The organism is uncultured Streptococcus sp., from assembly GCF_938036805.1.
Lineage (GTDB): Bacteria > Bacillota > Bacilli > Lactobacillales > Streptococcaceae > Streptococcus.
On the sequence record NZ_CALHWC010000115.1, the window covers coordinates 1 to 22,032 of the forward strand.

Consider the following 22,032-nt stretch of genomic DNA (forward strand, 5'->3'; position numbering starts at 1 on the left):
CCCCTGAGTAATGCTCTTTTATATAAGTTCCTAGTTGCTCTTCCAGAAGTCGAAAGCCATGCTGATAGAGTTTGGCTGTTTTGGGGCTAAGGTTAGGTTTTGTTAATTTGTTGTACATATAGATTCCTCCTGATATTACAACGAATAGAATTGTTAAAGCAATAATAATCTTTTTTTTCACAAGACTAACTCCATTATAATGATTTTTAAGAGAGCGGTTTCAAAGTTCTTTTCTAATAGAAAAGCATAATACCTTAGTATTGTCATATAAAATATTTTTCATTATCTTTGGCAAACTTCTATCCTCAACTACCTAAGAAAATAGTTGTCTTTGTCGCTTAGTTCACGCCACATCATCCTTCCTCTTTGCTTAGCTTAACATTGTAAATGATTTCAGCTTCTGGGCTTCCTTTTTCATCCTTAACAACATCCTTTAACTGACTGTCTTCAACCAATAAAGAAATATTTTCATCTGTACTTCTAGCCTTCGTGAGCTTTGCTTCGTCTGGCAAATGTTTTGCATTTGAAACATCAATGTCATTACCTTCTGAGTCCATTAATTCTATAACATTATTTCCTGAACCATCAAAATCAAGAAATATATGAGTAACCAAACCATAGCTACTAGGTGTGTAGTTCTTTATTGTTGTTCCTAATGTTGCTTTATTCCCATATTTATCATAAATCGTCGGACGTACATAGGCATTTAGCATAGAACCACCATTATCCCCTTCAATATAAATCGGAGAAAATTCAATCTTCTCAATACCTTTATAGTGTTCTTTGAAATAGGTTCCATATTGTTCTTCTAAGAGTCGAAAACCTCGCTGATAGAGCTTGGTGGTTTTGGGGCTAAGGTTGGGTTTTGTTAATTTGTTATACATATAGATGCCTCCCGAAATTACAACGAATAGAATTGTTAAAGCAATAATAATCTTTTTTTTCACAAGACTACCTCCATTATAATGATTTTTAAGAGAGCGGTTTCAAAGTTCTTTTCTAATAGAAAAGCATAATACATTTATATTGTCATATAAAATTTTTTCATTGTTCTTGCAAAACTTTGTTCTCAACCATCTAAAAAAATGAATATATTTCTTGATTAATTCACGCCACATCAATCTTCCTCTTTACTTAGCTTAACATTGTAAATAATCTGAGCTTCTGGGCTTCCTTTTTCATCTTTCACAACATCTTTTAACTGACCGTCTTGAACCAATAAAGAAATATTTTCATCTGTACTTCTAGCCTTCGTGAGCTTTGCTTCATTAGGTAAATGCTTTACTTTTGAAACATCTACTAGTCTGTCTTCCGAATCCATTAACTCAATAACTTCGTCACCACTCCCGTCAAAATCAAGAATAATATCTGAACTTAGACCATAACTTAATGGAATAAATTTTTTTACTGGTACTCCCAACGTCGCTTTATGCCCGTATTTATCATAAATTGTCGGACGTACATAAGCATTCAGCATAGAAGATCCGTCATCCCCCGTAACATAAATTGGAGAAAATTCAATCTTCTCAATACCTTTATAGTGTTCTTTGATATAGGTTCCAATTTGTTCCTCTAAAAATCGAAAGCCTCGCTGATAGAGTTTGGTTGTTTTCGGGCCAAAGTTCGGTTTTGTAAGTTTATTGTACATATAGATTCCTCCTGATATTACAACGAATAGAATTGTTAAAACAATAATAATCTTTTTTTTCACTAATATACCTCCTTACACCGATCCGTAAAAATGCTCACATGTTTTTCTAACAGTATATCATAGTGTCTCGCCTTTGTAATATAAAATTTTTTATCACTTCCGCTAAAAATACTCTGTTACATCGATAAAAGTTTCATTCCTTAATGAGTTAATGTAATATCATCCTTCCTCTTTACTTAGCTTAACATTGTAAATGATTTCAGCTTCCGGGCTTCCTTTTTCATCCTTGACAACATCTTTTAACTGACCATCTTCTACTAACATTTGAATATTTATATCTATACTTTTTGCATCTGTTAATCTAGCTTCTTTAGGGAGTTCTTTAGCATTTGAAACATCAATACTATTATCTTCTGAATCTAACAACTCAATGACTTCATTACCATCCCAGTCAAAATCAAGAACAAAATCTGCTTCAATCCCAAAACTATTTGGGACATATTTTTTTATTTGCGTACCCAAAGTAGCCTTATTCCCATATTTATCATAAATTGTCGGACGTACATAGGCATTCAACATAGAAGAATCCTCATCTCCAGTCACATAAATTGGAGAAAATTCAATTTTTTCAATACCTGAATATTTATCCTTAATATAAGTGCTAATTTGTTCTTCTAAGAGTCGAAAGCCTCGCTGATAGAGCTTGGTGGTTTTGGAGCTAAGGTTGGGCTTTGTTAATTTGTTATACATATAGATACCTCCCGAAATTACAACGAATAGAATTATTAAACCCGTAATAATCTTTTTTTTCACAAGTATACCTCCTTACATCTATATGAAAACGAATCCATTTTTTCTGTTTATAGTATATTACAATATTGTATTTTTTGCCGAGTATTTCTGCCATATTATCCATAAACAGAAACCTCCCCATTTAATCAAGGATCATTCCCATTCTGAGTAGTACCCTCTTCTGATTTCAATGTTATACTCTATCTTTGCTTTTGGACTACCACTTTCACTCTTCTTTACACCTTTCAACTGACCGTTCTGGATAAGCACCTCAATATTCTTATCTAATTTGGGAAGGGAAGACAATTTAGCGAATTCAGGCAAATGTTTATGATTAGACACTTCTACTGTTGTATTTTCATCAATCCTCAGGTCAATGGCTTCTTCACCAGTCGCTCCATCAAATCCTAGAAGCAAATCCCACGAATCACCATAGGCAGCATAGGTAGTGTCTCCTATTTTTTTCCCTAAATAAGTTTTATTTCCATTTGAATCAGTTATAGCTGCGATTATACTAGCACCAAACATTGTCTGTCCATCCCCACCTTGAACAAAAATTGGCGAAAACTCTATTTTACTGACTCCTGAATAGTGCTCTTTGATATAAGTTGACAACTGTTCTTCCAACAAACGAAATCCGCGTTTGTAAAGTTTTACTTCTTTATCGTCTAAAACGTCACTAACATTATACGGTGAGTTTTGATATTCAATCCATTTTGTCATACAGTATCCCCCTCCTGAAACTAGAACGAACAAAATTACCAGAACGACAATAACCTTTTTTCTCATGATTATACCTCCATTACAGTATTCTATAAAACAAGGCTTTCAGCTATCACTTTCCTACATTGTAGCATAATTTTTAGCATTGTCCCCTATCGTCTTTTTCTATCGTTTTAAGTAAAGGTGGCTTCCTCAATCATCTAGGTAAAATGCACTGGTTTATTTTAGGTTTTTAGCCCTTTGAAATCCCAATTCGTCTCATCTCACCTTTTCTCCTCCTCAAAACAAAAAGACAAGCTTAGCCTGTCTCTTTAACATATATTATAATTCAACAATTTTACCCGTTTCAAAGTAAACGACCCATTCGCAGATGTTTTTGGCATAATCGCCGATACGTTCCAAGAAAGAAATAACCTGGAAGTAATCACGGCCTGTAACGATGGCTTCAGGATTTTTCTTGATTTCTTCCGTTGCCAGGTCACGAATGCTATCAAAATAATGGTTGATTTTTTCATCCATGGCTGCTACTTCATAGGCTTGATCTACAGAACCATTCAGGTAGAGATCAAGGGCAGCTTCAACGAAATTTTTCACATCGCGACCCATCTTTTTAATTTCGTCCTCGACAGTTGGAATACGCTGTTCACCCTTCATACGAATAGCTGCTTTTGCAATGGATACTGCATGGTCTCCCATACGCTCTAAGTCTGAAACAGCCTTCAGAACGGTCAAGACTGTACGAAGGTCTTGAGAAACAGGTTGTTGGAGAGCAATCATTTCAAATGATTTCTTTTCCAATTTCACTTCATATTCATTTACTTCTGCATCATCTTCGATGACTTCCTTTGCCAAGTCACGGTCATGCGTGACAAAGGCACGCACGGTGCGGTTGATTTGTGAGAGCACTTCTTGTCCCATTGCGTAAAACTGATTGTGCAATTTCTCCAAATCTTCTTCAAATTGAGATCGTAACATCATTCAACTCCTTATCCAAATTTTCCTGTAATATAATCTTCTGTTTCCTTGTTTTGTGGGTTGAGGAACATCTCCTTAGTATCATTAAACTCCATCAAATCGCCGCCCAAGAAGAAGCCCGTTTTATCCGACAGCCGTGAAGCCTGCTGCATGGAGCGCGTCACCAAAAGCATGGTATAGGTGTCTTTGAGACCGTAGAGAGTTTCCTCAATCTTACCAGCAGAGATTGGATCTAACGCCGATGTTGGCTCATCCAAGAGGATAATTTTCGGGCTGGTAGCCAAAACGCGCGCTACACAAATCCGCTGCTGTTGACCACCAGAGAGGCCGATAGCCGAATCATGTAAACGGTCTTTCACTTCGTCCCAAATAGAAGCCCCAATCAAGGAACGCTCTACCGCTTCATCTAAAACCTGTTTATCCTTGACACCGTTAATGCGCAGTCCATAAACAACATTTTCATAAATGGTCATTGGGAAGGGATTAGGCTGCTGGAAAACCATACCAATTTCCTTGCGCAACTCCACCGTATCTGTCCGAGGACTGTAGATATTGTGTCCGTTATAGATGACCGTGCCTGTCGTTGTTACTTCTGGATTCAAATCACCCATACGGTTGATAGCCTTGAGCAAGGTAGATTTCCCTGAACCTGATGGCCCAATCAAGGCAGTGATTTCATTAGGCATAAAGTCCAAGGAGACACTATTAAGTGCTTTCTTTTTATTATAATAAACCGACAAGTCCTTGACTTGCAAAATAGGTTCTGTCATAAGTTCATTCCTTTAGTTTCTTCACCTTTAACCAAAATGACCAGAAACATAGTCATTGGTCGACTGCAGTTTGGCATTTTGGAAAATATTGGCAGTCTTGTCGTACTCAATCAAATCCCCCAGATAAAAGAAGCCGGTGTAGTCACTGGCACGGGCAGCCTGCTGCATATTGTGAGTCACGATGATGATCGTATAGTCCTTTTTGAGCTCAAACATGGTCTCTTCCAGCTGCATGGTCGCAATTGGATCCAGCGCAGAAGCTGGCTCGTCCATAAGCAAGATATCTGGCTTGACCGAGATAGCTCGGGCAATACAGAGCCGTTGCTGCTGGCCGCCTGACAAGGTCAAGGCTGATTTATGAAGATCGTCCTTGACTTGGTCCCAAAGCGCGGCTTGCTTGAGCGAAGTTTCAACAAGCTCATCCAAGATCTTTTTATCTTTTACACCTGCACGTTCGTGAGCAAAAGTAATGTTGCGGTAGATAGACTTGGCAAATGGATTGGGCCGTTGAAAGACCATGCCGATGTGCTTACGCATTTCGTAAACGTTGATATCAGACCGATTGACGTCTATTCCTTGGTAAAGAATTTGCCCTGTTACCTTGGCAATATCAATCGTGTCATTCATACGATTAAGACTGCGGAGATAGGTAGATTTCCCTGAGCCAGAGGGACCGATAAGAGCTGTGATTTTATTCTTTTCAAATTGCATATCAATACCCTTGATGGATTCTTTTTTACCATAGTAAACATGCAAATCCTTGGTCGAAAGGGCTACCTTTTCTTCAGGAAAAGTAATGATATGTTTTTCACTCCAATTATATTCTGTCATTGCTTCTCCTTTATGCAGAGGTTAATTTCTTATGCAAGTAGGCACCGAGTTTACGGGCTCCAAAATTGAAAATCAAGATGAAAATCAGAAGCACTGCTGCTGATCCTGCTGACACGACAGTTCCATCAGGAATGGTTCCTTCACTATTGACCTTCCAGATATGGACAGCCAGCGTCTCCGCCTGCCGGAAAATCGAAATCGGGCTGGTAATGCTGAAAATATTCCAGTTAGACCAATCCAGAGCTGGCGCAGATTGACCCGCAGTATAGATCAAGGCAGCTGCTTCACCGAAAATCCGACCAGAAGCAAGAACAATTCCTGTCACAATCCCTGGCAGAGCTTCAGGAATGACCACATGTAGGACTGTTTCCCAGCGGGAAATTCCCAAGGCCAAACCAGCTTCACGCTGTGTATGGTGAACGTGACGTAAGCTATCCTCGACATTCCGAGTCATCTGAGGCAGATTGAAGACAGTCAGCGCCAGAGCACCTGAGATGATAGAAAAGCCATACTCAAACTGCACAACGAAAATCAAATAACCAAAGAGTCCGACTACCACGGATGGAAGAGAGGACAGGATTTCAATACAGGTACGGACAAAATTAGTCACTGGACCTTTTTTAGCGTACTCAGCCAGATAGACTCCCGCTCCCATCGAAAGGGGAACAGAGATAATCAGAGTAATCACCAGCAGGAAGAAGGAATTGTAGAGCTGAATCCCAATACCCCCGCCAGCTTGATAAGAAGAAGATTTTCCAGTCAGGAAAGACCAAGAAATATGTGGCAATCCTCTTACCAGGATATAAAGAATCAGGGAGGCAAGGATAGCAACAATGATACCAGCTATCGTGTAGAGAACACCAGTCGCCAATTTATCTAATTTCTTAGCGTGCATAGTTTTTCTTACCTCTTTCTTTTGTAATCAGTTTAATGGTACTGTTAAAGGCTAAGCTCATCATCAAGAGCACCAGAGCCAGAGACCAGAGAACGTTATTATCCACTGTTCCCATAATGGTATTCCCGATTCCCATGGTTAAAACGGAAGTCAGCGTCGCCGCAGGTGTTGTCAAAGAGGTTGGAATCACCGCAGAGTTCCCGACAACCATCTGGATAGCCAAGGCTTCACCAAAGGCACGCGCCATTCCAAAAACCACAGCTGTAAAGATACCGGAACGAGCAGCCTTGAGCGTTACCCGCCAAATAGTCTGCCAGCGCGTAGCCCCCATAGCCAGACTTGCTTCACGATAATGACGCGGCACAGCACGAAGACTGTCTGTTGTCATAAAGGTAACAGTCGGCAAAATCATAACAAAGAGTACGAAAATTCCAGACAAAATCCCAAATCCGGTACCGCCAAAAACAGTCCGAACAAAAGGAACCACAACCTGCAAGCCGATAAATCCGTACACAACAGACGGAATTCCAACCAAGAGCTCAATCGCAGGCTGAAGAATCTTGGCCCCTTTAGGCGACACTTCAGTCATAAAGACGGCTGCTCCAATAGCAAATGGCGTTGCAATCAATGCTGACAAAATCGTAACAATGAAAGACCCCAAGATCATGGGCAGAGCACCGAATTCCTTACCTGACGGATTCCAAGTGGAGCCAAACAAAAATTCAAACACATTGACTCCGTTGACAAAGAAGGTCGACAGCCCTTTTTGTGCTACGAAGATTAAAATCATGGCTACAATCAATACGATTAAAGACAGGCAGGCAAAGGTAATATATTTACCAAATTTTTCCAGACGAGAGTTTTTCGAAGGGGATAGTAATTTCTTTGCTAATTCTTCATTTCTCATTTGCTATCTCCTTTTAAGCTCGTAACATTTCCATCAGAGTCCTTGCTGACCTGCATTTCCTTGATGGAAATATAGCCCATTCCTGAGACGATTCCATCCTGAACTTCATCTGACAGCATGTAGTCCAGAAACTCTGCTGCCAGACCAGTCGGCTTGCCCAATGTATACATATGCTCATAAGACCAGAGGGGCCAAGCATTGGTCGCAACATTTTTGGCCGTTGGCTCGTAGCCATTGAGCTTCAAAATCTTGACAGAATCATCCACATAAGCAAAGGCCAGATAAGAAATGGCTCCCGGTGTTTGAGAAACAATGGACTTAACCATCCCATTTGAATCCTGCTCCTGACTTTGAACAGCTGATTTACCATTCATGATGACACTGTCAAACGTAGCTCGAGAACCAGAACTTGCCGCACGGTTGATGATGGAAATCTCTAGGTTTTTCCCACCCAGCTGCTTCCAGTTGGTCACTTCACCAGTAAAAATCTTCTGCAGTTGCTCCGCCGTTAAATTATCGACAGACACTTCTTTATTGACAATCACGGCAATTCCAGCGACTGCTACCTTGTGGTCAACAAGGGCTGAAGCATCAATCCCTTCTTTTTCCTCAGCAAAGACATCTGAGTTACCAATTTCAACTGCACCAGACTGAACTTGAGACAAGCCAGTACCTGATCCGCCACCTTGAACATTGACTGTTTTTCCAATATTGGCTGAACCAAACTCATCCGCGGCTGCTTCAACAAGCGGCTGAAGAGCTGTCGAACCAACGGCAGTCATGGACTCCCCTCGGTCAATCCAGCTGGAACAGGCTGATAGGCTGACTGCAAATAGCACTAGAACCGCTGACAAAATCAGCTTATATTTTTTCTTCACCATTTTTCTCCTCGAAATCTTGAGAATGATAGTGGAATGTCTATTTGAAAGAAACTGAAAATCCCACTATATCCACTATAACATAGAAAGAGGGCTTTGCCTAGTCTTTTGAACGAAAGCGAAGCCCCTTTGGGAAATAATTTTTCAAGGTATTTCCAGTAATTTTTGCAAAGCCCAGACCATTGCCTTGGGCAAGCACTTGATACCAGCCATTTGGATAGTTTTGAGAGAGTTGAACCGTCTCGCCTGCTACATATTTGCTAAAGGCCTCATCGTCAATCTCAAGGACTGAGACGACTTCACTAGGTCTCAAGGCCAAACCTAAGGCAAAGCTCGGTTCAAAGCGATTTTTCTTAAATTCACCCAGATGCAGGCCATTGCGAGCGATTTTCAGCTTGGATATGTCTGGCAATCCGGCTGGCAGCAGATACAGATTGTTGCCAAAGATATCTAAATGTCCTTCTAGCTCAATTTTTAGATGCTTTTTCTGGAAATCTTGCCAGAGTTTTCTTTGCTCAGCTGTCAATTTATTTTTGGCAGCCTTGATTTTTTTAGCAGACTGACTTCCTGTAAAACGAAATTTCGCTACAAATTGTCCTTCTCCTTTGAAATGGTGGGGATACATACGAGCTGTTTCTGGAAAATCAATCCCTGCCACCATGCCATTGACTTTTGGTATTTCAAGCAATTCCAAAGGAAAATTCTCTAAAAGCCAAGCGACAATTTCTTCATTTTCTTCAGGTGCCCAGGTGCAGGTCGAATAGACCAGCTGCCCGCCCGTTGCTAACATCTTGATAGCGTCCGCTAAAATTTCTCGCTGGAGACGCGCACACTGAGCCGGATATTCCAGACTCCAATATTGGGTAGCATCTGGCTGTTTGCGAAACATCCCTTCGCCAGAGCAAGGAGCATCCAGAACAATGAGGTCAAAATAGCCCTGATAAACCTTAGCTAATCTATCGGCAGATTCGTTGGTGACAAGGACATTTCGCGCTCCAAACCGCTCAATGTTTTCTACCAAGATTTTACTTCGTTTGGCATTGATTTCGTTAGAAACCAGCAAACCTGTGTTTTCCAGATAAGAGAGTAACTGGGTAGATTTTCCGCCTGGTGCAGCCGCTAAGTCCAAAACTTTCATTCCCTTTTGTGGTGCTGCAACCTGGGCAACCATTTGCGCAGCTGGCTCCTGAGAATAAACCAGCCCCGTGACGTGTTCCACCGACTTACCTGACACTTTTCCATAATAGCCCCAATCTGTGTTTGGGATAGCAGCCGCAAATTCTTTCTGAGTTTCTTTTAAAGGATTGCTTCGAAAGGCTGAAATAGGCTCTTGATCAAAAGTCGCAAAAAAAGCCTCTGCTTCCTGACCCAAGAGCTCCCTATACTTTTCCTTAAAACCTACTGGAAAGTCCATACTAGCCTTTTCCCTTTCGTAAATACTCTTGTAATTCGTCCAACTTGCACTTCGGCGCAATCATAATCGGCTCCTGAGTCTGAAAATTCGGCTGATTGCCATCTAGGGTCTGAATGACAAAGCCCAGTTTGTCAGCCATCACATAGGCAGCTGCGTAGTCCCAAGGCCAATTATAAGAGAAATAGGCCGCCAAACCACCCGCCAGAGCCTTGCCAAAACTAATCCCAGCGCTGCCATAGACACGCACGCCTAGGCAAGCACGAGATAAGTCAGCCAGTCCCCAGTGATTATGCTCTAACATACAGGCATTTGAAGCAATCAAATATTGCTGCAAGGGCTTATCGATAAAAGTAGCCAACTTTCTGTCATTGCAGTAAACATCAAAAGCCCCGCCTCCATGAAAAAGCTGGTCCCTTGTCACATCGTAGATCAAACCGAACTTGCCCTGCCCATTTTCGAAATAAGCCAACATAATAGCAAAATCAGCCTGCTGGGTAATGAAATTATTGGTACCATCAATGGGATCAATCACCCATACATTGCCATCCGCGATGTCGTGTCGCAGGTCATTTTCCTCGGCCAAAATCGCGTCGTTCGGATACTGAGTTAAAATTTTCCCGACCAAGTCATCCTGGATGATCCGATCCATTTGAGTCACCAAGTCAGTCGGACTGCTCTTTTGTAGGACATCCAGGTCATCATAGAGATGCTCCCTTAAAAAAGCGCCTGCCTGATAAACTATTTCTTTCGCAAAATGAAATTTATTTTCCAAGAGAAATCATTCCTTTCCCTTTTCTTTTTGCCTCCTGAACAGCCCGATAAAAAGAATAGCCACTGACCATTTCAAACTCACGACCGAGTCGCTTCTCTTCTCCCTTACTGGGAACAACTTTCTTGAAGACTGCATAAGACTGGAGCAGTTTCTCCGCTTGAATCTTCTGTTCATAGGCTTGCTCTACGTCATTAAAAAAAGAAAGCACTGAAGCAAGCTCTTCAGTGCTCCACGATAAGTCTAGTGGGTAACTATAATTTTTTTCCATATTTTAAATATCAGCACGCATGGTTGCGGCTCTGAGTTCTTCTTTCCGATAGCCTCTAGGCAAGAAAGCACGGATTTCATCTTCATTGAAGCCGATCTGCATTCGTTTACCATCAAGGATAATTGGGCGACGCAAAAGACTAGGATTTTCCTCAATCAGCTTAATGAGCGTTGAAATCGATAAATCCTCTACGTCTAAATCTAGTTTTTGAAAAATTTTTGAGCGGGTTGAGATGATGTCATCAGTGCCATTTTCTGTCAATGAAAGAATATGTTGCAATTCTGGAGCAGACAGAGGGCTCGTCATGATATTATGCTCCGTAAATGGAACTTCATGACCAATCAACCAAGCACGCGCCTTGCGACAGGAAGTGCAGCTAGGCGATAAAAATAATGTAATCATGCTGTTCTCTTCTTATTTTTATATAGTAACTAACTCTATTATACTAAATTTTATCTCTCTTGACTAGATATTTTTAAGAATCAGCTTGAAATACTAAGAAAAATATCAAGAACTGATATTTATTCCGAACATTCCCAATTTCTTGCCACTTCTTCATCACTCTTTAATTGAGCAACCAGTTCTTCAATACCATCAAATTTAACCATATCACGAATCTTATCCAGCCAGATAATCCTGATCGTATCGCCATAGATTTCCTCCGCAAAGTCAAATAGATTGGCCTCAAAACGAAGCTCATCTCCTTCAAAGGTCACATTTTTGCCAACGCTAGCCATACCTCGATAAATCTTACCATTGTGCTCAACATCTACCACATAGACGCCATCTGCTGGCAAAATCACGCGATCCAATGGTGCTAGATTGGCCGTTGGATAGCCAATGGTACGCCCTCTAGCATTGCCATGAACCACAATGCCACGAGTAGAGAGAGGATAGCCTAGTAGCTGATGCGCCTTGGCAACATCACCGTTTTGAATAGTCTCTCTAATCCGAGTAGAAGAAATCTTTTCCTCATCTTGATTAACTGATGAGACGATGACAATCTGACCATCGAAATAGTCTGCAAGCTCCTCTGCCTTTCTCTTGTCAGACCCAAAATGGTAATCAAAACCTGCCACAACTGCCTTCGCTTTAAGTGCAGCAACGTACTTATCAAAAAATTCTTGGGCTGTATTTTTAGAAAAATGGCTAGTAAAGTCAATCAAGTAAAGGTAGTCCACACCTAAATTTTCTAAGTGAGCAGCTCGTTCCTCTGGATGATTCAAATGCAACATCAACTCTGGCTGATAGCGGACAAAGGCCAATTTGGGTGACTCAGGAAAGGTCAGTACAGCAATCTTCAGTCCTTGCTCTTCTGCGATTTTCCTTGCTTCCTTAAAAAGTGTCTGATGTCCCTTATGCAGGCCGTCAAAATATCCTAGCACCAAGACTGTATCTTCTTCCTGCTTTATCTCTAATTCATTATTTATTCGTCTTATTTTCATCATTTTTCTATTTTACTATGTATCCGCTTTTTTTACAACAAATTAAATCCCATGAAAAGAACTTCTATTGCCCCAAGAAAACACCTTGCTATCTTTAACAAAGTGTCTCTGTAAATATTTGAAACTACACTGGTTACTGACGATCATCATAGCCGTTTGGATGACTGGAATGCCATTTCCAAGCGGTTTCGATAATGGTTTCGATATTGTCAAATTTCGGCTGCCAGCCCAGAACATTTCTTGCTTTCTCAGAGGAAGCAATCAGCGTATCCGGATCCCCTGGGCGCCGCTCTGCTATTTCCAAAGGAATAGGATGTCCAGTCACCTTGCGGGCTGCTTCTACAATCTGCAGGTTAGAAAAGCCAGTCGAGGAGCCAAGGTTAAAGGCATCCGAAGGTTGACCAGCACGCAGATGCTCAACAGCCAAAATATGAGCGTCAGCCAAGTCGAAAGGATGGACATAATCGCGGACATTGGTCCCGTCCGGAGTATCGTAATCATCGCCAAAGACAGCAATCTTCTCGCGTTTGCCCTGAGCCACCTGAAGTATAATTGGCAAGAGATGGGTTTCAGGTCCGTGGTCCTCACCGATTGAACCGTCAGGTTTGGCACCGGCCACATTGAAATAACGCAGGGCTACAAACTTGATGCCATAGGCCTGGTCTGCCCAACGCATAATAGTCTCCATCATAAGCTTGCTCTCACCATAAGGATTGATCGGCTTTTGCGGGGTCGTTTCCAGAATCGGCACTTCTTCAGGAATGCCATAAGTCGCCGCTGTCGAAGAAAAGACAATGTTCTTAACGCCGCATTCCTGCATGACTTCCAAGAGAGAAACCATGCCAGCTGTGTTATTGTCAAAATACTTGAGCGGGTCCACCATAGACTCTGCCACCAGTGAAAAAGCAGCGAAGTGAATGACTGCATCGATGGATGGATGTTTGTCAAAAACGCCACGCATAAAGTCCTTATCCGCCAAATCCCCCTCATAAAAGGCTGCCTGAGGATGAACTGCTGCCCGATGACCAGTCACCAAATTATCAACGACGACCACCTCTTCCTTGCCTGCTGCTACCAGACGATCTACCATGTGCGAGCCGATATAGCCAGCTCCACCTAATACTAAAATTGCCATGTCTCTCACTTTCTTGTCTTGATTTTTATTTAACTATTTTATCAAAAATAAGGACGAATGAAAACTCTTGCTGCAATTATTCTTCCAAACCAACAGATTGGACAAAGCGCATGAAAGCTTCTTGCCCCTCCTCTGTTCGCTTGTAAACTCCCGCGTCTTCCAGCACACGGCTAAAAATTTGTCCAACCGATGCCTGAACTACTCCTTCCACCGTTTCAGCGGTAACTTTCGGATGCTGGTTTTTGAGTTGATTGGCCCACTCCTGATGATAGGCAGCAACCTGACAGTCTTCTCCCAGCAGAAACAGCTCCACCTGCTTGAGCTCTTCCTTGAGCCGAGGCGGCAGAATAGCCAGCCCCATAACCTCAATCAGGCCGATATTTTCTTTCTTAATATGCTGAACATCTCTATGAGGGTGGTAAATGCCGTCCGGATGTTCTGAGGAAGTTTGATTGTCCCGCAAGACCAAGTCTAGCTCAAAAGATCCATCTTTCCTGCGGGCAATCGGTGTGATGGTATGATGCGGTTCACCCTCAGACTCTGCCAACACCTGCACACTGGGATCAGAATAAGTCCGCCAAGCTTGCAAAATCTTGCCAGCCAACTTAATCAACTGTTCCTTCTTCTCAGATTTCATACGAATGACGGACATAGGCCATTTGACAATACCTGCCTCCACCTCTTCAAATCCGCTAAAAGTAAAGCTGCAATCCAGCTCTGCTATTTCCATAGGGAAGGTATGACGTCCGCCCTGATAGTGGTCGTGGGTCAGGATGGAGCCACCGACAATAGGTAGGTCGGCGTTAGAACCTGCGAAATAGCCTGGAAAAGTCTCGACGATGTCCAGCAGGCGCTCAAAGGTCAGCCGGCTGATAGCCATAGGAAGGTGCTGGCTGTGCAGAAAGATGCAATGCTCATTAAAGTAGGCATAGGGCGAATACTGGAAGCCCCATTCCTGTCCGGCCAAATCGAATCGAATAATCCGATGGTTAGCGCGGGCAGGGTGATTCAAGCGGCCTTGGTAGCCTTCATTTTCCATGCAGAGCTGGCAGGCTGGATAATGGCTGTTCTTAGCCTTTTTAGCTGCCGCAATTTCCTTGGGATCCTTTTCTGGCTTAGAGAGATTAATGGTGATTTCCAAATCTCCATAGGCAGTCGGTGCTTTGAAAGCAATATTTCTAGCAATAGCCTTGACCTTGATGTAGTCATTCTTTTGACTAAGCTGGTAAAAATCAGCCACAGCTTGCTCGGGATTGGAAGCATAGGTCGTCCAGAAGTCCTGATTGAGCTGGCTAGGGGCAGGTGTAATCAAGTTCATGAGCTCAGCTCCCAGTATATCCTGCTCAGCCAGAGTATCACCAATCTTCCCATTCTTGACAGCCGCAGCTACCAAGTTATCCTTCAGGTCAATTAGCTGCTCACCCTTCGTCTCCTGTTCTGCCACTGTCTCTCCAACCAGAGCCATGACACGATTGCTTAGATAAATGGCGTCCATTTCCTCAAAAGTGCTATTGTCAATCACTGCTGATACAAAAGCATCCAGTAACTTCTTGGGCATAGTTCTTCCTTTCTTTTGCTAGTAAAGAGAGTGGGACAGAAATCGGTAATTCGTTAGAATTCGATTTCGTCGTCCCACCTCCGCACAGTTGAGTAGGGCTGTAAGAGCTGATGAAATCGGCGTAGTAGAGCCCACTCAACCACTGCGTCTTGCTCGACGATCCAAAGATAATTGAGAGACTAGGACTTTTGTCCCAGACCCAAGTTCCTTTTCTGTGATTTAGTCCAGCACCCGGCTTCCGCCAGCTACTTCTGCAATGTAAAAGCTAGGAGCATAGCCAACGACTTCTTGATACTTAGAGCCGACCTTTTCCTTAAAAGCATCCACAGCATCCTTACGCACTAAAGCAATAGCACAGCCACCGAAGCCAGCCCCAGTCATACGAGCCCCCAGAACACCTTCTTGCTCCCAGGCTGTGTGAACCAAGGTGTCCAGCTCTAGGCCGGTCACTTCATAGTCATGCTCCAATGAAACATGGGAGGCATTCATGAGACGGCCAAACTTGCTCAGATCGCCTGCTTGCAAAGCTACCCTCGCTTGCAAAGTGCGTTGATTTTCTAAAACTGCATGGCGAGCTCGTTTGAGTCGGTTCTCGTCCTCTATCAAATAGCTATACTCATCAAAGTCCCACTCGCCCAACTCACCCAAGGTTGCGATAGACAGCTTGCGATTGAGCTCTTCAACAGCTTTTTCACACTCAGCACGGCGCTCATTGTACTTAGAGTCCGCCAACTCACGACGCTTATTGGTATTCATAATCACTACGACATTGTCCTTGAGATCAAGCGGCACCAAATCATATTCAAGAGTATTTGTATCTAAGTAAATAGCCCGCTGGTCAGCTCCCATTCCGATAGCAAACTGGTCCATAATGCCAGAATTAACCCCGATAAACTCATTCTCAGTTAATTTACCGATTTTCACTAGGTCCAAACGTTCCAACCGCAAATCAAAGAGTTTCTCAGCAATGACACCTGTCAAAAGCTCTAGAGATGCAGAAGAAGACAAGCCCGATCCATTGGGAATATTTCCATAAACATAGATATCCATTCCTTGGTCAATCGTATGGTCTGCCTCCTGTAGAAAGTACAAAACTCCTTTCAGATAGTTGGTCCAGTTATGCTCAGGCTCAAAGTGCAGGTTTTCCAGTGGCACTTCAATAATCCCTTTTTCTTCAAAATTCCCTGAGAAGAATCGCAAGAGCTGATCGTCCCGCTTGCGAGCCGCTCCATAAGTTCCTAGAGAAATTGCTGCAGGAAAGACATGGCCGCCGTTATAGTCCGTATGCTCACCAATCAGATTGATCCGACCAGGTGAAAAGAATGTGTGATCCGCTTCTACTCCAAAAACTTTAGCAAAATCTGAACGGATTTGCTCCGCTGAAAGTACATTTGACATAAACTAAACTCCTTTAAAATGAATGATCGATATTGTAATCGTTTTCTTATCTTTATTATAACTATTTTCGAGTAAAACTTCAATTAATTTAGTAAATTTTTACCTAATAAAGCAATTGAGTAATATTTACTAAATTCCTCTTTGTTATTTACTTGTTTTTGAGGTATAATAGCCCATATAAGAAAAATAGGAGTAAAAAATGGCTACGATTAAGGATATTGCCCAAGCTGCTGGGGTCTCTCCCGCTACAGTTTCCCGCGTACTCAATTACGACCCAGCCATGTCAGTAAGTGATGGCACTCGAAAAAAGATTTTTGACATTGCTGAGCAGCTAAACTATAAAAAATCAAGAAAAACTAAGCCAAACAGGACTCAAGCCTACCGTATCGGACTCATCGAATGGTACACCGAACAGGAAGAACTCGATGACCTCTACTACTACTCTATTCGCTTGGGCATTGAAAAAAAAGCTCAAGAATTGGGTTATGAGATTCTCAGAGTTTTTCAAAACGATTCTCTTGAGATATTGAAAGACATTAATGGATTGATTGCCATCGGTAAATTCAGCCCAGCTCAAATTCAACAGCTGGAGCAGTACAGCAACCACTTAGTTTTTGTCGATAGTGATACGCTTAATGCAGACCACAGCTGTGTGACGGTTGATTTTGAGAATGCTGTAAGGAAGGTACTTGAGCACTTCATAAATGCTGGTTTTGACCAGATTGGCATGATTGCTGGGCAAGAAAGAACCTCTGACCAGGCTAGGCTCATCAGCGACCCTCGCCTAGCCAGCTTTCAGCAGTATCTGTCTGAAAAAGGAATCTTTCAAGCTGACTTGGTTAAGGTAGGCAGCTTTTCTTCGGAATCAGGCTATCAGATGATGACAGAGCTCCTTAGCGAGCACAAGGACAAGCTGCCATCCGCCTTCTTCATCTCCAGCGATGCTTTGGCTATCGGTGCTTTGCGGGCTCTGCAAGAACACGAAATTCATGTTCCTCAAGATGTCAGCATCATTTCATTTAATGATACCTCTATTGCTAAGTACATCTATCCCAGTCTCAGTACGGTCACCGTTTTTACAGAAGAAATGGGCAAGCAGGCTCTGCACATTCTGAATCAAAGTTTAACATCCGAAGAGGATTCCATTCCCTATATGGTCAAACTTTCTACCAAGCTGACCATTCGAGAAAGCAGTATTTAACAGAGAAAGAACGAATGAAAACCTACGAAAAATTATTTACCATTCTCAACCAAGCTGACGATTATGCCAACGGAGAAAGTTTGGCTCAGACATTAGGCATTTCCAGGACATCCATTTGGAAGGCCATTCAGCGCTTGGAAAAAGAAGGAATCAAGATTGATTCCGTAAAAAACCGTGGCTATAAGCTCAAAGCAGGGGATTTACTAATCCCAAAAATCATTGAAAAAAAGGCACCTATCAAGGTTTCCTTCAACCCCAACTGCCAATCTACTCAGATAGATGCCAAAGCAGGTCTGGAAGCGGGCAACGAAGCCAATACCCTCTATCTAGCTGCTGCTCAATCCGCTGGTCGCGGTCGCTTCGGCCGAGATTTTTTCTCTCCAAAACAGGGCGGCTTTTATATGTCCCTCCATCTCAAGCCCAACCTGTCTTTTGATCAAATCCCTGCTTATACTCTCCTGACAGCTGGAGCCATCTATCAGGCTGTAAAAAATCTAACCTTCATAGACATAGATATCAAGTGGGTCAACGATATTTACTACAAGGATAAAAAAATCGCAGGTATTTTAACCGAGGCTACTACTTCAGTCGAGACAGGCTTAGTCACAGACATTATTATCGGGGTCGGTTTTAATTTTTGCGTTCATGATTTTCCAGAAGAATTGCAATCTAAGGCTGGCTCACTCTTTACAGAGCGAGCTCCTATAAGCAGAAATGAGCTGATTGCTGAAATCTGGAGATGTTTCTACGAAAGCGATCCCCAAGACCTGCTCTATCTTTACAAAAAGCACTCCCTAGTCCTCGGTCGCCAAGTGAGCTTCCAGCAAAATAATCAAACCTATAAGGGAATTGCTAGCGATATCTCGGACAGTGGTCAACTTCTAGTCCAGTTGGAGAACGGCCAAAATATCTGGCTCAACAGCGGGGAAATTTCACTGACTAGCTGGTAGTTTGTACAAAATTGCATTCAAAAAGCACTTGATGTTCCATTTCAAGTGCTTTTCTGTATAGTCTTTCTTCCAGTATGATGCCGCTATTTAATCCCCAAAGCGATTCGAGCATAACGACTCATCTTTTCTACTGTCCAAGCGGGATACCAAACCAATTTGACTTCTGTCTTAGTAACCTCTGGAACATCTGACATGGCATCATAAATCTGGTCAGTCAGAAGATCCGCCAGAGGGCATCCCATAGTGGTCAAGGTCATATCGATTTCCGTTTCCCCATTGGTCTCGTCAAAACGGATCTCATAAATCAAGCCGAGATTGACAATATCAATCCCCAGCTCTGGGTCAATGACTTGCTCCAAGCTCTCTAAAATCCGCGTTTTAATCTTTTCAACCTCTTCAGGGCTATATTTTTTTTCTGACATGCATATCCTCCTTATAGATATGACAAAAATTCAAGTTAACTTGAGGGGCTTTGTTTTCAGCTAGGTTTTCAGTCTTGACGCTTCCTGCTGAAAGATTTCTGCTCCTCGCTGCTCTTCATTTCTTAATCTTCGATAAAGTCTCTGAGTGGTTTGCTGCGGCTTGGATGGCGGAGTTTACGCAGGGCTTTTGCTTCAATCTGGCGAATCCGCTCACGGGTGACATTGAAGACCTTGCCGACATCCTCTAGTGTCCGCATTTTTCCATCGTCCAGACCAAAGCGCAGACGCAAGACATTTTCCTCGCGGTCTGTCAGCGTATCTAGGACTTCATCCAACTGCTCACGAAGGACGACACGAGTTGTGTAGTCAACTGGATTTTCAATCACTTCGTCCTCGATAAAGTCTCCCAGATGACTATCATCTTCCTCACCGATTGGCGTCTCCAGAGAAACCGGCTCCTGAGCAATCTTGAGAATCTCACGAACCTTATCTGGTGTCATATCCATGCGCTCAGCGATTTGCTCTGGTGTTGGATCTTGACCTAATTCCTGCAAGAGATTGCGTTGCTCGCGGACTAGCTTGTTAATGGTTTCCACCATGTGAACTGGAATCCGAATAGTCCGAGCTTGATCAGCAATTGCACGGGTAATGGCCTGACGAATCCACCAAGTCGCATAAGTTGAAAACTTAAATCCTTTGGTGTAGTCAAACTTATCAACAGCCTTCATCAACCCCATATTTCCTTCTTGAATCAAGTCAAGGAACTGCATCCCACGGCCGACATAACGCTTAGCAATAGAAACAACCAGACGAAGATTGGCCTCAGCCAGACGCTGCTTGGCTTCCAAGTCTCCCTGTTCTACCAAGATAGCCAACTCCTGCTCTTCTTCATTACTGAGAAGGGGCACAACCCCGATTTCTTTCAGGTACATGCGGACTGGGTCATTGACCTTGGCTGAATTGCTGCCCAAGAGCTCTTCATCTGTCAGCTCCGCTTCTTCCTCTTCAGTATTCAAGACGCGCGCGCTGGGATTTCCTTCCTTATCTGTAATCGAGATACCTGCATCCTGAATGCGTTGCAGCAAATCCTCAATCCCATCAGCGTCCAACGTGAAAGGAATGACCAGTTGGTCATTGATTTCATCATCTGTCGCTACACCTGTCTGCTTATGGTTGCGGATGAATTCTGCAATTTGAACGTCTAATGTTGTTACTTCTTTTTGTTTTGTAGCCATACCTACTCCATTCTTCTTTTTTGTGCGATTAAGCGCTCCACTTCTAATATAGCGGCATTCTCATCTCCAGTATGCAAAGCTTCTCGAACCTTTTTGCTAATCAGCTGATTATTCTTACGAAGCAATTCGCGTTCCCTAGTCAGCTCAACTTCTGCTAACTCTCCGTCTTCCATCTCCTCTGGCAAATCTTCCTCCAACATCCGATACCAAAGTTGCTGGACTCTTTCTGGTAAGCTAGATAAATCCTGCGAAGTCACTTCACCATTGGCCAGTAAAAGCTCGTATAGCTCCTGCAGTTCCGCCGTATCAAAGGCAAAATCTGTACGAAGCCGGTAGCTATTTAAAACCAGCGGATTATGTACCATCCGATAAAGGATATGGATTTCTGCCTTTATCAACCGTGATAGCTGTTTAGAAAGCGGAAGATCTACCAGTACAGGTCTTCTTAGAGATTCCGACTGCTGCCCGCTTCGACTACTTCTCTCAATCAAACGACTATTGTTAACCGTATTCTCTACCTGCTGGTAATCAAAATCTGGCAGTAACTCAGCCAACATATAAATATAGGAATTCTGAGCTGTAATAGACTGCGTCTGAGCAATAATAGGCGCCATTCGCTCTACAAATTCAATCTGAGCCTGCAAATTTTCAATATTATCCGGCTTGAGATAACGCAAAAGGAACTCTACATCACTAATTCGCGTTTTGGTCAGAAATTGTCGCAATTCCTCGGCAGAATTTTTTGCAATAAACTCATCGGGATCCATATTGTCGGGAAAGGATACAATCTCTACCGACATATCTCGCAGCTCCTCTAAAGCCTTGGCTGTCGCAGCCTGACCAGCCCTGTCTCCATCATAAGTCAGAATGATCTTCTTGCAATACTTACGCAAATGCTGGACATGCTCAGGTGTCAGAGCTGTTCCCATAGATGCGACTGCATTTTCAACTCCAGCCCGATAGGCCGCAATCACATCCATGAAGCCCTCCATCAGATAGACCTCATGGCTCTTTTTAATCACCGGCTTGGCCTTATCCAGATGATAAAGCTCATAGCTTTTATTAAAAATAGGGGTGCTGCGACTATTCTTATACTTAGCAGTCTGCGAACCAGCCTCCGAATCTTGCCAGATCCGACCAGAAAAGGCGACAACCTGACCCTTGTCATTGGTCAAAGGAAACATAATCCGGTTCTGAAAAGCATCGTAGACAAGATTATTCTCTGCCAAATTAAAAAGACCCGAGTTCATGATAGTGGACTCATCAAACTTACCAGCCATACTCTTATGAAGATAGTTGCCTTCATTGGGAGCCAGCCCGATTTGAAAATGCTTAATGACTTCATCCGTCAGCCCACGCTGATAGAGATAAGCGCGCGCTTCTTCTCCTATCTTGGTCGTCATCAGAACCGCATGATAAAACTTCGCTGCTTCTGTATGAATATCATAGAGCGCCTGATGCGGATGATCCTGTCTCGGTCGATCTGCGCTAGCTCTCTCCATACCTAATGAAATGCCCGCTCTGTCTGCGACAATCTGCACAGCATCCATAAAGGATACGCCTCGGTAGTCCTCAATAAACTTGAAAACATCCCCCGACTTGCCACATCCAAAGCAGTGATAGAACTGCTTGTCCTCTACAACATTGAAAGAGGGCGTCTTTTCGCCATGAAAGGGACAAAGTCCCAGAAAATTTCTCCCAGCCTTGGTCAAGGCCACTGTTTCTCCTATGACATCGACGATATTGACACTATTTTTTATTTCAGAAATCATTTCTTTATCCAATAGACAATACCTCCAATTTATCACAGAA

23 protein-coding genes and 1 pseudogene are annotated in these 22,032 nt (G+C 42.8%); 2 read left to right on the forward strand and 22 right to left on the reverse strand.

The window, feature by feature from the left end; translation table 11 throughout:
- From Q0191_RS04390 to Q0191_RS04480, 19 genes and pseudogenes are all read right to left on the reverse strand, one after another.
- Positions 1-181, reverse strand: a pseudogene (locus Q0191_RS04390) (hypothetical protein); the annotation flags it as partial.
- 172 nt (positions 182-353) lie between these two features.
- Positions 354-947 (reverse strand): hypothetical protein, encoded by a 594-nt coding sequence (locus Q0191_RS04395; RefSeq protein ID WP_297664170.1) that lies wholly within the window; start codon positions 945-947, stop codon positions 354-356.
- 170 nt (positions 948-1,117) lie between these two features.
- Positions 1,118-1,711, reverse strand: coding sequence for a hypothetical protein (locus Q0191_RS04400; RefSeq protein ID WP_297664172.1), 594 nt, complete (start codon positions 1,709-1,711; stop codon positions 1,118-1,120).
- A gap of 159 nt (positions 1,712-1,870) precedes the next feature.
- Positions 1,871-2,464: a hypothetical protein gene (locus Q0191_RS04405; protein WP_297664174.1), complete on the reverse strand. Its 594-nt coding sequence runs from the start codon at positions 2,462-2,464 to the stop codon at positions 1,871-1,873.
- Between the two features lie 132 nt (positions 2,465-2,596).
- Entirely contained in the window at positions 2,597-3,166 is a 570-nt protein-coding gene (locus Q0191_RS04410) for a hypothetical protein (protein ID WP_297664176.1), read from the reverse strand.
- A gap of 321 nt (positions 3,167-3,487) precedes the next feature.
- On the reverse strand, positions 3,488-4,141 hold the full coding sequence (phoU, locus tag Q0191_RS04415) for a phosphate signaling complex protein PhoU (protein WP_297664251.1): 654 nt from the start codon (positions 4,139-4,141) through the stop codon (positions 3,488-3,490).
- An 11-nt stretch (positions 4,142-4,152) separates the two neighbouring features.
- Positions 4,153-4,911, reverse strand: a complete 759-nt coding sequence (gene pstB / locus Q0191_RS04420; RefSeq protein WP_045497249.1) for a phosphate ABC transporter ATP-binding protein PstB — start codon at positions 4,909-4,911, stop codon at positions 4,153-4,155.
- 27 nt (positions 4,912-4,938) lie between these two features.
- A complete protein-coding gene (pstB, locus tag Q0191_RS04425) occupies positions 4,939-5,742 on the reverse strand; it encodes a phosphate ABC transporter ATP-binding protein PstB (RefSeq protein WP_297664179.1) in 804 nt (267 codons plus the stop codon).
- 10 nt (positions 5,743-5,752) lie between these two features.
- Entirely contained in the window at positions 5,753-6,637 is an 885-nt protein-coding gene (gene pstA, locus Q0191_RS04430; protein ID WP_297664181.1) for a phosphate ABC transporter permease PstA, read from the reverse strand.
- On the reverse strand, positions 6,627-7,544 hold the full coding sequence (gene pstC / locus Q0191_RS04435; protein WP_297664183.1) for a phosphate ABC transporter permease subunit PstC: 918 nt from the start codon (positions 7,542-7,544) through the stop codon (positions 6,627-6,629). The genes pstA and pstC overlap by 11 nt, the downstream gene beginning before the upstream one ends.
- Positions 7,541-8,425 carry a phosphate ABC transporter substrate-binding protein PstS family protein gene (locus tag Q0191_RS04440; RefSeq protein ID WP_297664185.1) on the reverse strand — a complete coding sequence of 295 codons (885 nt, stop codon included), beginning with the start codon at positions 8,423-8,425 and terminating at the stop codon, positions 7,541-7,543. The genes pstC and Q0191_RS04440 overlap by 4 nt, the downstream gene beginning before the upstream one ends.
- Before the next feature lie 97 nt (positions 8,426-8,522).
- A complete protein-coding gene (locus tag Q0191_RS04445) occupies positions 8,523-9,836 on the reverse strand; it encodes an RsmF rRNA methyltransferase first C-terminal domain-containing protein (protein WP_297664187.1) in 1,314 nt (437 codons plus the stop codon).
- A 1-nt stretch (position 9,837) separates the two neighbouring features.
- Positions 9,838-10,608 carry an inositol monophosphatase family protein gene (locus Q0191_RS04450; RefSeq protein WP_297664188.1) on the reverse strand — a complete coding sequence of 257 codons (771 nt, stop codon included), beginning with the start codon at positions 10,606-10,608 and terminating at the stop codon, positions 9,838-9,840.
- On the reverse strand, positions 10,598-10,876 hold the full coding sequence (locus Q0191_RS04455; protein WP_297664190.1) for a UPF0223 family protein: 279 nt from the start codon (positions 10,874-10,876) through the stop codon (positions 10,598-10,600). Before Q0191_RS04455 ends, Q0191_RS04450 begins: the two co-directional genes overlap by 11 nt.
- Before the next feature lie 3 nt (positions 10,877-10,879).
- Entirely contained in the window at positions 10,880-11,278 is a 399-nt protein-coding gene (locus Q0191_RS04460; protein WP_005590248.1) for a Spx/MgsR family RNA polymerase-binding regulatory protein, read from the reverse strand.
- Between the two features lie 119 nt (positions 11,279-11,397).
- Positions 11,398-12,321 carry a bifunctional riboflavin kinase/FAD synthetase gene (locus tag Q0191_RS04465; RefSeq protein ID WP_297664253.1) on the reverse strand — a complete coding sequence of 308 codons (924 nt, stop codon included), beginning with the start codon at positions 12,319-12,321 and terminating at the stop codon, positions 11,398-11,400.
- A gap of 133 nt (positions 12,322-12,454) precedes the next feature.
- Complete coding sequence (gene galE, locus Q0191_RS04470) at positions 12,455-13,456, reverse strand: UDP-glucose 4-epimerase GalE (RefSeq protein WP_297664191.1); 1,002 nt, start codon at positions 13,454-13,456, stop codon at positions 12,455-12,457.
- A 76-nt stretch (positions 13,457-13,532) separates the two neighbouring features.
- A complete protein-coding gene (gene galT, locus Q0191_RS04475) occupies positions 13,533-15,014 on the reverse strand; it encodes a UDP-glucose--hexose-1-phosphate uridylyltransferase (protein ID WP_297664193.1) in 1,482 nt (493 codons plus the stop codon).
- 219 nt (positions 15,015-15,233) lie between these two features.
- Complete coding sequence (locus Q0191_RS04480) at positions 15,234-16,412, reverse strand: galactokinase (RefSeq protein ID WP_297664195.1); 1,179 nt, start codon at positions 16,410-16,412, stop codon at positions 15,234-15,236.
- Between the two features lie 199 nt (positions 16,413-16,611).
- On the opposite strand from Q0191_RS04480, the gene Q0191_RS04485 reads away from it, so the two are divergent.
- Both Q0191_RS04485 and birA read left to right on the forward strand, forming a co-directional pair.
- A complete protein-coding gene (locus tag Q0191_RS04485) occupies positions 16,612-17,613 on the forward strand; it encodes a LacI family DNA-binding transcriptional regulator (protein WP_297664197.1) in 1,002 nt (333 codons plus the stop codon).
- A 14-nt stretch (positions 17,614-17,627) separates the two neighbouring features.
- Complete coding sequence (birA, locus tag Q0191_RS04490; protein WP_297664198.1) at positions 17,628-18,563, forward strand: bifunctional biotin--[acetyl-CoA-carboxylase] ligase/biotin operon repressor BirA; 936 nt, start codon at positions 17,628-17,630, stop codon at positions 18,561-18,563.
- An 83-nt stretch (positions 18,564-18,646) separates the two neighbouring features.
- Here the strand turns inward: birA and Q0191_RS04495 are convergent, their stop codons facing one another.
- The 3 genes from Q0191_RS04495 to dnaG all read right to left on the reverse strand — a co-directional run bounded on the left by Q0191_RS04495 (position 18,647) and on the right by dnaG (position 21,992).
- Positions 18,647-18,985, reverse strand: a complete 339-nt coding sequence (locus Q0191_RS04495; RefSeq protein WP_125381817.1) for a metal-sulfur cluster assembly factor — start codon at positions 18,983-18,985, stop codon at positions 18,647-18,649.
- A gap of 122 nt (positions 18,986-19,107) precedes the next feature.
- Positions 19,108-20,220 (reverse strand): RNA polymerase sigma factor RpoD, encoded by a 1,113-nt coding sequence (rpoD, locus tag Q0191_RS04500; protein ID WP_002895944.1) that lies wholly within the window; start codon positions 20,218-20,220, stop codon positions 19,108-19,110.
- 2 nt (positions 20,221-20,222) lie between these two features.
- The gene (gene dnaG / locus Q0191_RS04505; RefSeq protein WP_297664255.1) at positions 20,223-21,992 is read right to left on the reverse strand and encodes a DNA primase; all 1,770 of its coding nucleotides are present in this window, start codon (positions 21,990-21,992) and stop codon (positions 20,223-20,225) included.
- Positions 21,993-22,032 lie beyond the last annotated feature (40 nt).

What these genes read in the sequence shown, in the direction of transcription:
- pstB (WP_297664179.1), bottom strand. Translation starts at nt 5,742, where the DNA reads ATGACAGAATATAATTGGAGTGAAAAACATATCATTACTTTTCCTGAA.
- pstA (WP_297664181.1), bottom strand. Translation starts at nt 6,637, where the DNA reads ATGCACGCTAAGAAATTAGATAAATTGGCGACTGGTGTTCTCTACACG.
- phoU (WP_297664251.1), bottom strand. Translation starts at nt 4,141, where the DNA reads ATGTTACGATCTCAATTTGAAGAAGATTTGGAGAAATTGCACAATCAG.
- Q0191_RS04455 (WP_297664190.1), bottom strand. Translation starts at nt 10,876, where the DNA reads ATGGAAAAAAATTATAGTTACCCACTAGACTTATCGTGGAGCACTGAA.
- Q0191_RS04480 (WP_297664195.1), bottom strand. Translation starts at nt 16,412, where the DNA reads ATGTCAAATGTACTTTCAGCGGAGCAAATCCGTTCAGATTTTGCTAAA.
- galE (WP_297664191.1), bottom strand. Translation starts at nt 13,456, where the DNA reads ATGGCAATTTTAGTATTAGGTGGAGCTGGCTATATCGGCTCGCACATG.
- Q0191_RS04465 (WP_297664253.1), bottom strand. Translation starts at nt 12,321, where the DNA reads ATGAAAATAAGACGAATAAATAATGAATTAGAGATAAAGCAGGAAGAA.
- Q0191_RS04460 (WP_005590248.1), bottom strand. Translation starts at nt 11,278, where the DNA reads ATGATTACATTATTTTTATCGCCTAGCTGCACTTCCTGTCGCAAGGCG.
- Q0191_RS04485 (WP_297664197.1), top strand. Translation starts at nt 16,612, where the DNA reads ATGGCTACGATTAAGGATATTGCCCAAGCTGCTGGGGTCTCTCCCGCT.
- galT (WP_297664193.1), bottom strand. Translation starts at nt 15,014, where the DNA reads ATGCCCAAGAAGTTACTGGATGCTTTTGTATCAGCAGTGATTGACAAT.
- dnaG (WP_297664255.1), bottom strand. Translation starts at nt 21,992, where the DNA reads ATGATTTCTGAAATAAAAAATAGTGTCAATATCGTCGATGTCATAGGA.
- birA (WP_297664198.1), top strand. Translation starts at nt 17,628, where the DNA reads ATGAAAACCTACGAAAAATTATTTACCATTCTCAACCAAGCTGACGAT.
- pstC (WP_297664183.1), bottom strand. Translation starts at nt 7,544, where the DNA reads ATGAGAAATGAAGAATTAGCAAAGAAATTACTATCCCCTTCGAAAAAC.
- Q0191_RS04410 (WP_297664176.1), bottom strand. Translation starts at nt 3,166, where the DNA reads ATGACAAAATGGATTGAATATCAAAACTCACCGTATAATGTTAGTGAC.
- rpoD (WP_002895944.1), bottom strand. Translation starts at nt 20,220, where the DNA reads ATGGCTACAAAACAAAAAGAAGTAACAACATTAGACGTTCAAATTGCA.
- Q0191_RS04445 (WP_297664187.1), bottom strand. Translation starts at nt 9,836, where the DNA reads ATGGACTTTCCAGTAGGTTTTAAGGAAAAGTATAGGGAGCTCTTGGGT.
- Q0191_RS04440 (WP_297664185.1), bottom strand. Translation starts at nt 8,425, where the DNA reads ATGGTGAAGAAAAAATATAAGCTGATTTTGTCAGCGGTTCTAGTGCTA.
- Q0191_RS04495 (WP_125381817.1), bottom strand. Translation starts at nt 18,985, where the DNA reads ATGTCAGAAAAAAAATATAGCCCTGAAGAGGTTGAAAAGATTAAAACG.
- pstB (WP_045497249.1), bottom strand. Translation starts at nt 4,911, where the DNA reads ATGACAGAACCTATTTTGCAAGTCAAGGACTTGTCGGTTTATTATAAT.